The sequence below is a fragment of the Flavobacteriaceae bacterium HL-DH10 genome, assembly GCA_031826515.1.
Lineage (GTDB): Bacteria > Bacteroidota > Bacteroidia > Flavobacteriales > Flavobacteriaceae > Thalassobellus > Thalassobellus suaedae.
This window is the reverse complement of sequence record CP134536.1, coordinates 1,692,060-1,708,710: the sequence shown is the minus strand read 5'-3', so window position 1 is coordinate 1,708,710 and position 16,651 is coordinate 1,692,060. Positions and strand designations below refer to the sequence as shown.

Annotated in this window: 13 protein-coding genes and 1 tRNA gene; 2 read left to right on the top strand and 12 right to left on the bottom strand. The window is 34.0% G+C overall.

From position 1 onward, the window contains the following. The 7 genes from RHP49_07430 to mce all read right to left on the bottom strand — a co-directional run bounded on the left by RHP49_07430 (position 1) and on the right by mce (position 8,066). Positions 1-1,464, bottom strand: a complete 1,464-nt coding sequence (locus RHP49_07430) for a biotin carboxylase (GenBank protein WNH14394.1) — start codon at positions 1,462-1,464, stop codon at positions 1-3. A 101-nt stretch (positions 1,465-1,565) separates the two neighbouring features. Beyond that, complete coding sequence (locus RHP49_07425; protein WNH14076.1) at positions 1,566-4,304, bottom strand: aminotransferase class I/II-fold pyridoxal phosphate-dependent enzyme; 2,739 nt, start codon at positions 4,302-4,304, stop codon at positions 1,566-1,568. A 3-nt stretch (positions 4,305-4,307) separates the two neighbouring features. Next, entirely contained in the window at positions 4,308-4,715 is a 408-nt protein-coding gene (locus tag RHP49_07420) for a VOC family protein (GenBank protein ID WNH14075.1), read from the bottom strand. Positions 4,716-4,726: 11 nt separating this feature from the next. Beyond that, complete coding sequence (locus tag RHP49_07415; GenBank protein WNH14074.1) at positions 4,727-5,668, bottom strand: carbon-nitrogen hydrolase family protein; 942 nt, start codon at positions 5,666-5,668, stop codon at positions 4,727-4,729. A gap of 2 nt (positions 5,669-5,670) precedes the next feature. Next, positions 5,671-6,984, bottom strand: a complete 1,314-nt coding sequence (locus RHP49_07410; protein WNH14073.1) for an aspartate aminotransferase family protein — start codon at positions 6,982-6,984, stop codon at positions 5,671-5,673. Positions 6,985-7,534: 550 nt separating this feature from the next. Further along, positions 7,535-7,608 (bottom strand) — tRNA-Ile (locus tag RHP49_07405). Positions 7,609-7,664: 56 nt separating this feature from the next. Then, positions 7,665-8,066 carry a methylmalonyl-CoA epimerase gene (mce, locus tag RHP49_07400; GenBank protein ID WNH14072.1) on the bottom strand — a complete coding sequence of 134 codons (402 nt, stop codon included), beginning with the start codon at positions 8,064-8,066 and terminating at the stop codon, positions 7,665-7,667. 151 nt (positions 8,067-8,217) lie between these two features. Between mce and rbfA the strand changes: the two genes are divergently transcribed. Next, complete coding sequence (gene rbfA, locus RHP49_07395) at positions 8,218-8,622, top strand: 30S ribosome-binding factor RbfA (GenBank protein ID WNH14071.1); 405 nt, start codon at positions 8,218-8,220, stop codon at positions 8,620-8,622. Then, the gene (locus RHP49_07390; protein ID WNH14070.1) at positions 8,623-9,828 is read left to right on the top strand and encodes an ABC transporter permease; all 1,206 of its coding nucleotides are present in this window, start codon (positions 8,623-8,625) and stop codon (positions 9,826-9,828) included. A gap of 309 nt (positions 9,829-10,137) precedes the next feature. Here RHP49_07390 and dusB read toward each other — a convergent pair whose 3' ends face one another. From dusB to RHP49_07365, 5 genes are all read right to left on the bottom strand, one after another. Beyond that, positions 10,138-11,133 (bottom strand): tRNA dihydrouridine synthase DusB, encoded by a 996-nt coding sequence (gene dusB / locus RHP49_07385; protein ID WNH14393.1) that lies wholly within the window; start codon positions 11,131-11,133, stop codon positions 10,138-10,140. A 101-nt stretch (positions 11,134-11,234) separates the two neighbouring features. Then, entirely contained in the window at positions 11,235-11,996 is a 762-nt protein-coding gene (locus RHP49_07380) for a LytTR family DNA-binding domain-containing protein (protein ID WNH14069.1), read from the bottom strand. 2 nt (positions 11,997-11,998) lie between these two features. After that, on the bottom strand, positions 11,999-13,018 hold the full coding sequence (locus RHP49_07375) for a histidine kinase (GenBank protein WNH14068.1): 1,020 nt from the start codon (positions 13,016-13,018) through the stop codon (positions 11,999-12,001). 137 nt (positions 13,019-13,155) lie between these two features. Next, positions 13,156-13,854, bottom strand: coding sequence for a hypothetical protein (locus RHP49_07370; protein WNH14067.1), 699 nt, complete (start codon positions 13,852-13,854; stop codon positions 13,156-13,158). Between the two features lie 114 nt (positions 13,855-13,968). Continuing rightward, on the bottom strand, positions 13,969-16,431 hold the full coding sequence (locus RHP49_07365) for a TonB-dependent receptor plug domain-containing protein (GenBank protein ID WNH14066.1): 2,463 nt from the start codon (positions 16,429-16,431) through the stop codon (positions 13,969-13,971). Between the last annotated feature and the right edge of the window lie 220 nt (positions 16,432-16,651).

The following is a 16,651-nucleotide window of genomic DNA, read 5'->3' as shown; positions in this document are numbered from 1 at the left end:
TTATTTTGTTAGACTTCCACTAAGAACAATTTCTTCACGTTTATCTTCAGTAATCTGAGAGACATATTTACCGCTAATGGCATTTATCCAATTTTTTGCACGTGCGTTTAGCTTGAAATCATTGGTCATCATACGGCCCCTTGAGACTAAAATACCCATATCGGCCCCTTCATATAAATAATCTCCTTCTTTAGCTATATGGAGGAAAAACGCTTCGTTTTCCGTCTCTACAGCTCTTCTGTGGGTATCCATTCTGTCAAATTGTATGTGACCATTATCAAACATTTTATATATACCAGATTTTGGGGCTTCAGAAACATACTCAATAGTATCTTTGGTGTGTTTGATAATCAATTGACTCCACCCATCTATATTTTCTTGTCTTGCCCATCGCTCATTTAATTCTTTGATGTTTAAGTCATACTCCACATCCATCCATTCCAAAATATGGAATACAAAAAGAGGCGCATCTGCCAAGGCAAAAACGGCATGATTAGTAATAGAGCTTGCTCCCGTAACCCTAGGGTTTAATTCGCCTAGATAAACTTCACCATTATCCTGATCGATCAAAAAATCCAGCTCAAAATAGCCTTTGTAACCTTCTTTTCTTAATTGATTACCGAAAAGATTGGTGTATTTTGTTGCCTTTTCACGAATTTCAGGACTAAATGCATTGGGATAAATTTCGTTTCCACACCAACCCCCTTTGTAAGGAGTCAACTCTTTAAAACCAACAAGTTCCGTCATTAAAGGAGCTACAATGGTTCCGTGTCTGGTAACGCAGGCTTCGATAGCTGAACCTTTGCAATTGATACGTTTCATTATTTTAACTTCTTTTTCTTTAACTATCTCCTCTTCATATTTTTTGAATTCTTCCTCATTGGAAATAAAAAATGTGGTATGACCTGAATCGCCAAAAGGAGTTTGAATGACTAAATCAGTACCAAGAATTTTGGAAACTTTATTCAGGTGTGCATAATCTTCAACAGGTGATAGCACATAAGGCACGCAAGGCACACCTGCTTTTTCGGCAATTCTATTTGTATTTACCTTGTTGTCCATTAAGGTTCGCATCTTTGCAGTAGGGAACATTATTTCAAGTCCTAATTTTTTAGCCAGCTTCTCAGTCGTTTCATCAAACATTAGAAACATGGCCTTTCCCGCAGATTTCCCTTTTTTTCTATGGTTCAAATATGCTTGAACCTCTGGATGTTGCAAAAGATAGTTATTAATATCTTCAATACTTGTGAATTCGTCATGAGGTATTTCCTCATGAGGTGAAAATACATTAGGGTGTTGACCGTCAAAGCACTCAATATGGCAGATAAATTTAAATCCTTTTATCCATTCATCGGCACCAAGCATATTAAAATTAGTAGCACTTATAAAATAAAGTGGTGTTTCATTTTTATAGAAATATCTTCTTATATCTGGTATACCATTAAGTACTTCCTTTTTTTTGATGCCTTTTTTACAGGTATTGCTTTTTTGGCAACTGGTTTGATATCTTGTTTTATGTTTATTGTTTTTTTAATTGTCATATAAATATTTTTCAATGATTAAATTTATTGTTTTTTATTTTTCCCAATAGACATGCCACCGATAGAAGTGGTGACCTTATGCCTGTTGAGTACCTTTTCTTTAAATATCCTAAGACCTAAATCGGAACGATAACCGTGTATTTCGCTTACATCAAGTACAGTCAAAAAATTGATGATTTCGTCGCTAACTACCTGCCCAGGAACTAATACAGGAAAACCTGGCGGATAAGGAATTACAAATGTAGAAGCAACTAATTTTCTTCCTGTATCCATAATAGGCAAGCATTCATTTAAGGGTATATATTCATAATTGTCCTCGTCATAAGCCAAGAAATAAGCTTCTCGCAAATTACCTCCAGGAACTCCAGGAACTGCTTGAAATGAGTGATGGAAATAACTGAAATCTGGTAATGGCGGTACTTCTTTGGTTAAGGAGTGTATTCTTTTATCCCGAATTTCCCTTTCCCTGTCATTCAGTGCTTTTAACTCATCATCCAATTCATCTGTAATTTTTAAAAGCGCATTGATAAGATAGGTAATACTACCTCTCGTGGTCCCAATATTGGTCATGAATAATACAGTATTGCGAGACGTCTTGTTGATTTGGATATTGAATTTATCCATTAAATATTTATTCTTAAAAGTATCGCCATCAACGCCTGTTTTACCAATATATAAGGTGATTTTGGTTGGATCCAGAACAAAATCATCTTTTTCCCAAGCCTCGTCCATCCGATTCCAACCTTCAAGTTTGGTATAGTATTCCTTAAGGCCAGTTTGACGAAATTTATCTGGAATAAAATCGTGTACAGTCAAGACATCAAAGTATTTACTCAACTGAGGATTATCATTTACCTTGGCACGAAGTACCATAGCCATTTCAATACTCTTTTCAACCAATTCAAATCCTTCTAGTTGCACTTGGCGTCTTCCAACATCGAGTGAGGCCAACATCTGGTAGTTAGGCGAGGTAGAGGTATGGGTCATATAGCTTTCAAGAAATGTGTTTTCCGTTATTCTTCGGAAATCCTCATCCCAAATATGAATCATGGAACCCTGTCTGAAGCTACTTAAAGTCTTGTGTGTACTTTGAGTAGCATATACCCGTATCCGAACTTTATCGGGATCGGGTAATAATGATTGGTCTCCTGCACGTAATTCTTTTATATGCTCATTATACTGCTTTCTATAATTAGGACTATTATATTTTTCATAAAGCTTGTTGGCCGTATACATACCAGTACGCTGCTTATAATTATATGCAAATCCTGCAAAAGCAAACCAAGCTTCATCCCATAAAAAAACCATATCTGGTTTAATGGCGAGAACTTGTTCCATCACCCTCTCTACATTATACACAAGCCCGTCAAAAGTACAGTTGGTTAAGAGTAACATTTTTACTTTGTCCAGTCTTCCTGCCTCTTTTAATTGCAGTAATTTGGTTTTAATTTGTTCTAAAGGAACCGCTCCGTACATGGAGTATTCTTCAATAGGATAGGAATCCAAATAAACGGGATAGGCACCAGCTAGCACCAGTCCGTAGTGATGCGACTTATGGCAATCTCTATCAATAAGTACGACATCATGAGGTTTTACCAAGGCCTGCATGACTATTTTATTAGCTGTAGATGTTCCGTTGGTAACAAAATAGGTGTATTGTGAACCATAGGCATCACGCGCCATCTCCTGTGCTTTTTTAATAGAGCCTGTAGGCTGTAATAAAGAGTCTAGACCACCTGTTGTGGCAGATGTTTCTGCCAAAAACATATTACGACCATAAAAATCACCAAAATCGTTAATCCATCTCGATTTGAAAACAGAATTACCACGAGAAATAGGCATGGCGTGAAATACCCCAGTAGGTTTTTGGCTGTATTCAACCAAGGCAGAAAAGAAAGGGGTATTGTATCTTTCCATAATGCCATGCATAATAGTAAGGTGCAGTTCTTGTATGTCCTCGGTCTGATAGAATATGCGCCTAAAACCTTTTAATGTACTATCCTTTAAATGACCCAATGAAGTATCTGTCACATAATAAACATCTAATTCTGATCTGAATTGCTTTATTAACGAGCCTATTAAAGGTCCGAGGTCTGTTTCGGATTTATAGGAGAAATCCAATTTTGTTACTTGTTGGATATAGGGTTTGATAATTGGAGCAATACCCTTTGAATAGTATGGAGGTGCATAACGAACAACGACAGCTTGAATATTATAATTAAAAAGCAATGCAATCATGGCATCTTGAAAGGAGGTTTGCACTACAACACCATAAGTAAATTTATCATTGGAAGATCGAAGTAATCTCAAGCTATTACTAAGCTTGGTCTCTTCTTGTTCTGATATCTCGTCAACAAACAAGACCTCAAAGTGATTTTTTCTAGCTCCATCATATTGGTCTTCACTTGGCGATTCAATACTATTTTCTTCTTGAGTAATAAACTCAAGATTACTTCTATAACTATCGCCTACCAATTGTTTTGTTGTTTCAGCTACCAAATTGGATAAGGATGCATATTCATGACTTAAAAAGGCATTTTCGAGTTTTTGCAAGCGCTCTTTTCCTGGAGAGGCGAAAAAACATTCCACTCCTTTTAAATCTTTGAGTAGCCCTTCGACTTTCTGTTTATGGGTTGTTTCATTTGCAGACCCTTTATTGCAACGGGAAAGTTCGGAGGTTTCAATTTTTAATTTATTCCAATAATCAACCCGAAGCTGTCCGATATTATAATAAGGTGCACTTTTTGTTTTATTCTTAGTCACATTTTAATTTTTTGAATGCAAGGCCAGTTTGTTTCCTTGTGAATCTATAAAAATGGCAAAATAGCCAGCATCTTCACTAATGAGTGTTTTTGACATCACTATGCGTCCGCCGACCTCTTCTACTTTGTTTAACACATTATTGAGATCTTTACCTCCATTTAAATAGATCAATGGTCCAGTATCTGAAGGTATAGATCCAGGACTGGCAATTACAGCTCCACCAATACCTGATTTAACTGGAAAAAAGGCCATGGCATTAACATCTGTTATGTTCTGTTCCATTTCAATCCCGAATATATGGTTATAGAAATGTACCGCTTGCTGAAAATCGATTGCCGGTATTTCAAACCAACTCACATAATCCTTAATTGTATTTGATTTTTTATTTTTACTCATTGGAATTCCACCCATAATATTTCGATTTAAATTAAACCATCCCCTTTATAATGGATGGGTGAGGCTTGTTGCGCCAATAAATTTTCTTTTATCTTCAATTCTGCAATTTTATCAAGTCGCGTAGGTTTTACCAATGGGCCTAAAGAATCTAAATAAGGCGTGGGTATATTAGGTTGGTAAATTCCAAATTGGCCTGAATGTATATGGTCACGAAAACTTTTTAGAGGTTGCCCTAAGCGAAGAATACCCAATTCCCGACTTCTTTTTGCCATTCCAATATTCAGTTCAAGTGGTATGATTTCCTCAGTGCCTTCTGACTGATGTAAAATACGTCCGTCAGGTCCACAAACAATAGAACGACCACATCCACCAGTATCTAAACCATTAACATCAAAGAAATAGCATTGGTTTACTGAAGCCATTGCCCTAACTATAGACAGTTCGATATCACGATCAATGGTACCCGACATTGTTGGATGCATAATGACTTCGGCTCCCATAGTGGTTAAAGTACGAATAGTTTCAGGAAACCACATGTCATAACAAATAGAAACTCCAAACCTTGCCACCTTAGGCACATCAAATACGCAAAAATCCTGTCCGGGTGTTACCCCTGTTTCGTAAGGATAAAATGGAAACATTTTGCGGTAACGCGTCACTATTTTACCTTTGGGATTGATAACCGTGGCTGTATTATAAATTTTGCCCTCACTTTCTTCAAATATAGAACCAGGGAGCAGCCATATCCCATATTTTTTGGCCATAGCCTGCATCTCCGCTTCAAAATTATTAGGAATTGGTTGGGCTGTATGGGTCAATGGCCCATAAGCACAAAGTTCACTAAACATAATCATTTGAATCCATGGGTAAAGGTTCATGGTAATGTCAATTTTCAACTTCATCATTTCCACGTTGGAAGCGACAGCTGATACTTTCATTTGTATTCCTGCAATTGCGAATGGTCTCATATTTATTTTTTTGTAGCTTTTTTAATCTCGTTTTCTAAAATTGTCATTCCTTTGTCCAGATGTTGTTGGGTGATTACCAAAGGGGATAGTATTCTAATAATATTTTTATGCGTGCCTGCACTTAGAAGGATCAAACCGTTCTCTGAACACCCCTCCACAATCTTGGAACACAAATCGGCATCAGGTTGGCTAGGGTCATTATTTTTTACAAACTCGATTGCAATCATGGCACCAATTCCTCTTACATCACCAATTTCAGGACAGACCTTCTTCAAGTTTTTTAAACGCCTCTTAATATCCGTTCCTAAAACTTTTGCTTTTTGATTAAGATTAATCTTTTTCATATATTTAATAGTGGCCAAAGCGGCAGCACAACAAACTGGACTACCAATATAGGTACCGCCAATTGAGCCTGAAGCGGCAGCGTCCATTACCTCGGCGCGCCCCACCACGGCGGCAATAGGAAGACCCGACCCCATAGATTTAGCATAGGTACTTATATCCGGCTGTATACCATAATGTTGCCAACTAGCCCAATGTCCTGTTCTACAAAAACCACTTTGAACTTCATCCATTATAAGCATAATACCATGCTCGTCACAAAAGGCTCTTAGTCCTTCCAAATATTTTTGTGGTATCGCATTAAACCCGCCTTCTCCTTGTATAGGTTCTAAAATAATAGCGGCGACATTTTTTACATCGACTAAATTAAGGGCACTTTCGTGCAGTCGTTTGAGTTCTTCTTTAACAAAGGTAGCCTCACCCCTAGACCCTTTATAACGGTAAACATTTGGAAAAGGGAGCCTATAAACCTCTGGAGCAAAGGGGCCACAATCGTATTTGTAGCTTATCTTGCTGGTTAATGTCATGGCCATCATGGTACGCCCGTGATAGGCGCCTGTATAACAAATAACAGCAGGTCGTTTCGTTGCTTGTCTGGCAATTTTTATGGCGTTCTCTACAGCTTCGGCACCAGTACTTACTAGCATAACCTTGGTTTTTTCTCCGTGGGGCAAAATTTCAGCTAATTCCTCACAAAGTTCTATATAAGGTTCATAGGTAACAACATTAAAACTTGTATGAAGATATTTCCCTGCCTGTTCTCTTATTGCGGCAACTACGGGTTCAGGGCAGTGCCCTGCATTTACCACTCCAATTCCTCCAGCAAAATCAATAAGTTCTCGCCCATCAGCATCAATAATGATGGCTCCTTTAGCATCTTTAACTGTAGCGTTATTAAAAATACCAACGCCATTGGCCACAGATTCCTTTCTTCGATTCAGGAGTTCCTGCGATTTACTTAATTTTCCAATCATTTAAAAATTTTCTTTTTTTATAAGGTAGTCTAAATAATGGCGTTTAAGAGCCATTTCCGTGATTATTAAATATTTTTACAAGTTTTTACAATGATACCCCGCTCACAATTTATTCATTAATAGCGTATTGGAGTTAAATTTCAGATATTCCCTTTTATTTCAAAAGGCCATTTATTAGGAGATTGGAGATGATAAATTTGCAGAATTACATCTTTATGAGTTTTTATTCAAATCAAATTAGACTAATGATAAAGAATTACTATTCAAATTAGATGAATTAATTAATTGACCTTAATGTCTAGTAAAAACAGAGAATTTATAAATAATAATTAACTTTCATACATGAAAAAAGCCCTCAGATGAGGACTTTTTAAGCGGAGAAAAAAGGAACTAGAAACTACCTTTGTATTCTTAATAATTGGGGTTAATATTTTCAACCATCAACTGTATTTATTATTTAAGAAGAATCTAAAATACCTTTCAATCGTAGATATAATAAAAGCAAAAATCCGTAATCATTTTATTATTAATGAATTACGGATATTTTGTGTGGTCCCACTTGGGCTCGAACCAAGGACCACCTGATTATGAGTCAGGTGCTCTAACCAACTGAGCTATGGGACCCAAATTGGAGTGCAAATCTAATATTAATTTTAAAACTCTACAAGAAATTTATTCATTTAAAAAAAATCCTGACAAAGCTCTATAAGTACACCATTTGTTGTCTTAGGATGCAAAAACACAACTAACTTATTATCAGCACCTTTTTTGGGTATATCATTTAAAACAATAAAGCCTTCTTTCTTCAATCGTTTTACTTCTGCTTCAATATCATCAACATCAAAAGCAATATGATGAATACCTTCTCCTTTCGTATTTATAAATTTACCAATTAGACTATCTTGATCTATAGCTTCTAATAGTTCAATTTTATTATTACCTACTTTAAAAAATGATGTTTTTACACCTTCACTTTCGACCGCTTCTGTTTTATACTGTGGCTCTCCAAACAATTTGGTAAACAATTCATTTGAGTCGTCAATATTTTTAACAGCAATACCTATATGTTCAATTTTATTCATTCGGAATTATTTTTATTCTTTCCGTGAAGACGGAAATCTATGAATTCAACCTAAATTCCATATCAAGATATGAAAATAGCACCCTAAAAATAAGATAATCTTTAAATATCCGTTATTTTTGCATTCTAAACCTATAAATAGGTAGAAACAAATGAGCAACTTAGAAGAAAGTCAAAGACAAAAAAAAATAGCATCGGTTTTACAACGCGATTTAGTTGAAGTACTTCAAGGTGCAGCTACACAAGGTGGTATGCATGGTATTTTAATATCGGTATCTAAAGTAAAAGTAACTGTCGATTTGTCGGTTGCTAAGGTATACTTAAGTATTTTTCCTAATAACAAAGGAGCGGAACTTATAGAAGGTATAAAATCTAATGCGCCATTAATTAAGCATGAAATAGCACAACGCACTAAAAATCAACTAAGACGCATGCCACGATTAGAGTTTTTTATTGATGATTCTTTAGAATATATCGATCAAATAGATAAATCGTTAAAGGGAAAAGAAAACCCACTTGCAGACCCAAATTTACTTGATAAAAGAAAAAAATCATAATTGAATGTTTCCTTATATATAGCAAAACGTTATTTACGCTCTAAAAGCAGTAATAATGCTATTAATTTTATAACTATTATTGCTGTAATAGGAATTATTTTAGGGTCAGCTTCATTATTTGTAGTACTCTCTGGTTTTGCTGGTTTAAAAGATTTTACGCTACAATTTTCTAGCATTATTGACCCCGATTTAAAAGCTGAAGCTACCGTTGGGAAATCATTTTTTTTAACTGAAGATGAAACTTCTAAACTCAATAGTATAGATGAAGTTGCATTATATTCAAAAATTATTGAAGAGCGTGCTATTGTTACTTTTGATAACAAAAACTATCCTGCTATTATAAAAGGAGTTGACGAGCATTTTCGGAAAGTTGTAAATATAGATTCTGTTATAGAATATGGTAGTTGGCTAGACCAAAAATCTAATCAAATACTTGTGGGTTATGGCATTGCACACAACCTATCTATGGGAGTTTTAGACTATGCTAAACACGTTACCATTTATGTTCCAAAACCAGGAAAAGGACAAATAACTTCTACAAAAAATGCCGTTAATGCTATTAACGCTCTAAATGTTGGTATCTTTTCTGTAAATGAAAAACTAGATGACTCTCATGTTTTTGCACCTATAGATTTAGCACAACACTTACTAAACTACAAACCAAATCAGATAAGTGCTATAGAATTTAAGCTTAAAAAAGGTGTTGATGAAGCTCTTGTAAAACAAAAGATTCAAACAATTTTAGGCGAAAATATTATGATAAAAAATAAAGCCCAATTAAATGATGCGCTTTACAAAATGTTAAACACCGAAAATTTAGCAGTTTATTTAATATTTACGCTCGTACTAATTATCGCGTTTTTTAACGTAATAGGCTCTTTAATAATGATGATGTTAGATAAAAAGAAAAGTCTTAATACCCTTTTTAATATTGGTGTTACAGTCTCAGATATTCGTAAAATTTTCTTTTTCCAAGGTAGTTTAATGAGTATTCTTGGAGGATTTATAGGCTTAGGTGTTGCTTTAATAATTACTCTGCTACAAAAAGGATTTGCCTTGGTTATGATAACACCATCACTTGCTTACCCTGTTATCATAAAAGTTGAAAATTTTGTTATTGTGTTTTTAACTATTTCAATTTTAGGTATTATTGCTTCAAAAATAGCATCGGTACGCATTTCAAAATCGTTAGTTCAGAATTATTAGGGCGAGTTGCCATGAAAAATGGCAAACAGGCTTTACGCTTTATCTTTTTGCAAAAAAAAAAGCAAAAAGGATGTCGCTGCAATCCTTCTCGCGAAAAACCACCTCGTCTTTCATTTTTTTCAAAATGAAATCCACTCCTCCTTAAAAAAGGATGAGAATAAAAAAAATATGGTTATAACAAATACACCAGGTACTTAGGCTAAAAAAAATAATTGGCAGACACATACAAAAGCGATAGTAGTTGTTAGCCTTTGCCGAAACACTTCATTATATTTTAAAAACACCCCTATAATCCCCTCGAGGGGATATTTACTCTGTAAACTGAAAGTCACCAAATTTTTCTAACACCTCATCAAACGCTGCGAATACATCTTTAGAATGGTCGTTAGTTACCATTTTCATTCGGTATTCTTTAAAATGCGGAATGCCTTTAAAATAATTAGTATAATGACGGCGGGTTTCAAAAACACCCAAAATTTCGCCTTTCCAATCTATCGCCATTTGTAAATGACGGCGAGCAGCCTCAACACGCTCTTGCATAGTAATTGGTCGGTAATGCTCACCTGTTTCAAAAAAATGTTTTACTTGCTTAAAAAACCATGGATTCCCAATACTAGCACGACCAATCATACAACCATCTAATCCAAATTCGTCGCGCATTAACATGGCTTTTTCTGGAGTGTCTACATCGCCGTTTCCAAACACAGGAATGTGCATTCTTGGATTATTTTTCACCTCGGTTATCGGTTTCCAATCAGCTTCGCCTTTATACATTTGCGCTCTGGTGCGCCCATGAATAGCAATGGCTTTACAGCCTACATCTTGCAAACGCTCAGCCACCTCAACAATTCTGATAGAATCGTGATCCCAACCCAAACGCGTTTTTACAGTAATAGGAATATTGGTTCGTTTAACCATTTCGGCAGTAAGTTGCTCCATGAGGCACACATCTTTTAAAATACCTGCACCTGCTCCTTTACTTACTACTTTTTTAACGGGACAACCAAAATTGATATCGATAATATCAGGTTTTGAAGCTGCTACAATATCAATAGTTTGTAACATACTATCCAAATTGGCTCCAAAAATTTGGATACCTACAGGACGCTCTTTTTCGTAAATATCTAATTTCATAACGCTTTTTTCGGCATTACGTATTAGGCCTTCACTTGAAACAAATTCGGTATAAACAACGTCGGCTCCTTGTTCCTTACATAAAGCACGAAAAGGTGGATCGCTTACGTCTTCCATAGGCGCTAAAAGCAATGGGAAATCGGGAAGTTCTATGTTGTCTATTTTTACCACGTTTATATTTTTGGGCAAAATTAGTGTTTTTTAATAAAATGGAGCCTTATGAGGTTTTTAAAAAATTGAACGCTTTACGAAAAAGACATGTCAGATCTTAGTTATAAACTCATCCAAGTTTTAATCGCATCATTATAACTTCTACCAGTTGTAATACTGCTTTTTTTAGGGTTACTTAAAGTGATTACAAACCTACTATTAAAGTATTTTTGGACATCGTTAACATAATCCGTATTAATAATTACAGCACGATGAATGCGCAAAAAGTTATCTGGTAATTTTTGTTCTAATTGGGTTAAAGATTGCTCGCTTAAATGAATATCGTTTTTAGCATGTACATTAACATACTTATCGCCTGCCTCAAAATGTGAGACATCTTCTAATTTTATAAAAACAAGTTTGTCGCCTTTTTTAACTGTAATAGATGTCATTTTTTTAGCTTCTTTTTGAAGTGTTATTTCTTTTAACAAGCTTGAAAAATTTTGAGTAGAAAAATGCCTATCAAGTGACTTTAGTTTTTCAATGGTTTTTTCTAAACGTTCCAAACGGACAGGTTTTACCAAATAATCGATGCTATTGGTTTCAAACGCTTTTAAAGAATATTCTCCATAAGCCGTGCAAAATATAACCATAGGAATTGTTTCCAGTGCTTCTAATAACTCAAAGCCTGTAAGCCCTGGCATTTCAATATCTAAAAAAATAAGATCGGGGTTTAAGGCTTCTATTTTTTGTTTGGCTTCTCGTCCGTTTTTAGCTACATCTAAAATATGAAACGTTTCAGGAAAATTTCCTAGCAATTTTAATAAACGGTCTCTTGCTGGTGGCTCATCGTCTATAATGATAGAGCTATATTTTGTACTCATTTTTAGGCTGTTTTATCAATTGAAATACTAATACTTTTTTGTGGCGTATTTTGCCACTTTAGTGATGCTTTGTCTCCATAACTTAAGCGTAATAAATCGTGAACCGTTTGTAAGCCATGTCCGCTCACCAAGCCTTCAGGAAAATCAGGTCCATTGTCTATGACTTCAATTTCTAAACCTTTGTCTGTTTTTATAATATTAAGTTTTATAACGCCTTTATCTTCAACTTTAGACACACCGTGTTTTACCGCATTTTCTACCAATGGTTGTAATAAAAACATCGGAATTTCTACTTGTAACACATCTTCTTTTGCATTGATAACAAACTCTAAACGATCTCCAAAACGGGTTTGTTCTATTTCTAAATAGCTGCGTACCATTTCTAATTCGTCATTTACAGTACTTGTCTTTTTTCCTTTTCGGTTAATGGTATATTTAAACAAATCTGATAACGACAATGCCATTTTTTCTGTTTTATCGGCATTTGTATGCGCTAAACTTGCAATAGAATTTAAAGCATTGTATAAAAAATGGGGGTTGATTTGAGATTGTAACGATTTTAATTCGGCTTTGGTTTTTAGTTCTCTTAAGTTTGAAAGTTTTGTTTCGTTTTCAATAATTAAATTTCGCTCTTTAAAAATGAAAAAACTTATTAATGCACGTATTGAAGCGATTGCCATTAAAAATAAAAATATTTTAGATAGTGTTAAATAATCACCTTGAATATTAACAAAACTTCCTTTATGATTTATTACTATACCAAATAGCAACACTGTGCAGATAAACGGTAAAAAACCTGTTGATAAAAAAATTAAGGCTGTTTTTGTAAATATACTTTTTAATGTTTTTTGAATTTTTAGTTCTATAAAGCGAAACAAATAAAGAAGAGGAAATAAAACTAAATATAATGATACTGTTGTTGATAAAATTGTGTCTAACCTTATTATTGGTGCTTTGTCATAATCATCAGGTATTGTTAAGAAATCATAAAAAGACACACAAAGTATGATAACAATGCTCATAAAAAACAAACTTATAAGAGCAATTACTCCAAACCTTAGCCAATCTCTTTTAATTTTTAGATCTATTGACTTTTTAATTTTACTAATAAGAAATATAAAGAATAATGATAAAATTAAAGCTGGTAAAAATATAAGAGCTACAGGGTTTGTAACCCACCATAAATACGGTCTCGTGCTTTTACTTTTTTTGTATATAAATCGTCTAATATGTGTTTAAATTGTTTATTAGCAATTTGAAGTTTCTTTTCAAAGTCTGGTTTATAGGCTTCTTTAATGATAGCTATATCTTTAGCGTTTAAAGGTACTTTACTATTATTATAATTTACTGCACGATTAAAAATGCTATTTCTTTTGTTTTGAAATAGAGGCGAAAAAAAACCTCCTACCAAAGCTTTTGAGATTGTAGACTCTAAAGAATTATTGAAATTTGGATTAGACTTACTGCTATAAATATATAGTTTTCCTTTTGTAAATCCTTTTTGATCCTTTGAAAACATACGTAACATTTCACCGTATTTATCTCTCTCATTCACATTTGCATCTATAAAACTAATTTTTAAGTTAGCTATTTCATCTTTTGAAAACCCAATATTGATGCTTTCTGTTATAGCATTTAGCTTAGCTAAAACTTTAGTAATGTTTAAAGAATCTGTTGTAGTGTAATTTCCTTCTAATTGAACCTTAATATCAGAATTCCATTTTTTAAGAAGTGAATATCTTTGACCATTTATTTCAACAATTTCTTCCCAGGGCTCTTTAGGAAGCTTTTCAGTTTCTTGAGAAAATGATTTAAATGCAATTAATAAAAACAATAAAGCGTAGCATAATTTTTTCATCACAGTAAATTTAAATATTTATACCACAAATAAACTTTATAAGCGTATGAGATAAAATACTTTTCTGACGAACTGCGTTATTTCAAATTAAGTTACGCTTAAAAAAACATCTTCTTATTCTTCAATTGTATAATAAGCATGCTTAACCACAGGAATACCTGTAGCGGTGATCCCTTCTATAATGACTTTTACCGTCGTGTTAACCTCACTGTTACTATATGTTACTTCTACCGTGCCATTTTCATTTGGATGCACATACGGATTCCAATACAACGTATTGCGTATGGCTCTTCTATTATCCATTTCGAAGAATGGATTTTCAATATCTTCTGGGGAATAAAAAACACGTGCGTTATGTAAACCTTCTATCTTTTGTGTTATAGAATGAAAGACTGGTTTTGGGTCTTTATTAATAACCCCTTCTTTTGTGTAAATAATTATGACACCATTTCCGCCTCTTGTTCCAAATATTGCAGCACTTGGACCTTTAAAAGCTTCTATTTTTGCAACATCATCTGTATGAATACCCATTAAATCGTTTTGGTCCCATTCAACACCATCAATCAAGATATATGCGGGTCGTGCACCATATCTATTAAACCCAATTACACCACCAATGGCTGTCACGCCCGGTATTGAAAACTGGATGAGTTGAAATATATCTGAAAAGTGTTGCGTTTTTTCATCTATCACATAAGTGTTATCTGCATTTCCATATAAACTAGCTGGTCCATTTTTCTTTTTTGCAATAATTTCAACTTCGTCCAATATATTTTCTGCAGCAACACCAAACATGATGTGTTTTTCATATATATTTTCTTTTACAACCATATTTTCTGAGGTATAAATGATACTGTCCCTCTTAAAATCGACAACCATTGGCGGCAAGTAAAGGGAATCTAATAAAAGCATTCCTCGGTTTTTTCCTTTCTCATTTTGGGTATTTAGCATCATTGAAGCCTCTCCCATGAAAACTAGATTTTCAAATTTAAATCTTCCAATAGTATCTGTTACATTATTAAGTATATTCACTTTTCCCTTATTGAATAAGGCCAACGTAACATTACTATCTGGTTTTTCTTTATTTCCAAAAAGTTGCTTTACCTTACCTGAAATCGTGATTCCCTTTTCAACTTTATACGCAAGACTATCATTAATTTCGGGCATTTTTTTCCATAAAAAATCTCGCCAACCTTGTGTTAAGAGTAATAAATCTAAATAATCCAATCTTTTTGAATTAGAACGATCGAAATAATACCCGGGATTGTACACTTTACCTCTGATATCCGATTCCATAAAAAAATACGAACTAATATTCGTTCCATAATTTTTTGTTTCCGAAACGCCATTCATGTCTGTACTACTTAATGAAAAGCTAGCTGGCACAGCCTCACCAGAAGAAGTCTTAGACGAAATAGTTACAATTACTTTTTCTTTTGTTTTGTATACTTTTTTATCTGTTGCTATTTCAACCTTTACATCATTGTTTTTTTCAATGTACAACAAGCGTTCACTTTGAGGCCGCGCATTGGCATCGTATAATGTTATTTGACTAATGCCTTCAGGAAAATCAGTTTCGGGAACTTCAAAAGAAAGCGTTGTACTGTTTAAAGACTGCGTTCCTTCAAAATAAGTAATCGCTCTTGTAGCACCAATTACAGTGATAGGAGCGTCTGGATACATCGCTAAAGTCTCTTGATTGGTTTTAATTGTTACAATATGTTTTCCGTTTTTTGCTTTTACACTTAATAAATAGCCCTGCTTATTTACTTTTGGAAGTGGGACCTCAATTTCGTCACCATTTAAAGTCATAAATTTAGCATAGTATGCTTTCCCTTCTGTAGGTTTTAGTTGAAATTTACCCATCCCATCATGTACACTTTCCGTTAAAGCAACTAAGTTTTCATCAGAATCAAAAATCTTGCCTTTTACAACAATAGGTAAACCATTATTATCAACAGCTTTAAAAGCCACAATGCTTATAATGTTTTCTATAAGCGAACCTCCCTCTGGAAAAAACTGGGTGTTAAATGTATATTTTGGTTTTTCAATAGTCTTGTTCTTTATTTTTTTTCTCTCTGCTTTATACTCTTTATTGGTTTTGCTTGCATCTCTATCAAAAACATCCATGATTTCAATCTCCTTCTTAAAAACAAATTCCTTATCAAAATTACGACTCCAATTGGTGTAGGCTCTTATTTGATATACACCAGGCTTCACTCCAACAGAATCAGTTAATTTAAAGTCCCCATGCCCCAACCCTTCTTCTAACCTTGTTTTATTTCTAGCAAGTATTTTAGAATCAGGAGAAATTAACTCTACATACAGGATATTGCTCTTATCAAATAGCAAGTTATTATAGGCATAAACCGAATAGGCCTTATACCATAAGGATTCACCTATATTATAATAAGAGCGATCTATATGAAGATATGTTTTTTCAATTTCTGGTATAGAAATTTCTTCTTGAGAAGGTGTTGGTGTTACTTGTGAATACATTTTAAAACTCATTAAAATGACTACTAAAAAACAACCAAAAAACTGCTTTAATCCTAAACTTAATAGTGTTGTTGGCATTTGTTACTTATAAATTTATTTTGATTAAACATTGTTTACAATACATTTAAAGTGTCTAATTTACGTTTTTAAACATTACATCGAGTGTAATTATCTTACAAATTTATAAACTATAATCTCTATTAAAAAGACACTCAATGACAAACAGCGAATAGCCTCTTTAAATTACATCTATTCAATCTTTCATGCTCACTTAAAAAAAATCTATATTTGCAAAATC

Excerpts from the sequence above, each read along its gene's own strand:
- rbfA (WNH14071.1), top strand. The coding sequence starts at position 8,218 with ATGAGCAACTTAGAAGAAAGTCAAAGACAAAAAAAAATAGCATCGGTT.
- RHP49_07420 (WNH14075.1), bottom strand. The coding sequence starts at position 4,715 with ATGGGTGGAATTCCAATGAGTAAAAATAAAAAATCAAATACAATTAAG.
- RHP49_07370 (WNH14067.1), bottom strand. The coding sequence starts at position 13,854 with ATGAAAAAATTATGCTACGCTTTATTGTTTTTATTAATTGCATTTAAA.
- RHP49_07410 (WNH14073.1), bottom strand. The coding sequence starts at position 6,984 with ATGATTGGAAAATTAAGTAAATCGCAGGAACTCCTGAATCGAAGAAAG.
- mce (WNH14072.1), bottom strand. The coding sequence starts at position 8,066 with ATGAATAAAATTGAACATATAGGTATTGCTGTTAAAAATATTGACGAC.
- RHP49_07365 (WNH14066.1), bottom strand. The coding sequence starts at position 16,431 with ATGCCAACAACACTATTAAGTTTAGGATTAAAGCAGTTTTTTGGTTGT.
- RHP49_07375 (WNH14068.1), bottom strand. The coding sequence starts at position 13,018 with ATGAGCATTGTTATCATACTTTGTGTGTCTTTTTATGATTTCTTAACA.
- RHP49_07380 (WNH14069.1), bottom strand. The coding sequence starts at position 11,996 with ATGAGTACAAAATATAGCTCTATCATTATAGACGATGAGCCACCAGCA.
- RHP49_07415 (WNH14074.1), bottom strand. The coding sequence starts at position 5,668 with ATGAGACCATTCGCAATTGCAGGAATACAAATGAAAGTATCAGCTGTC.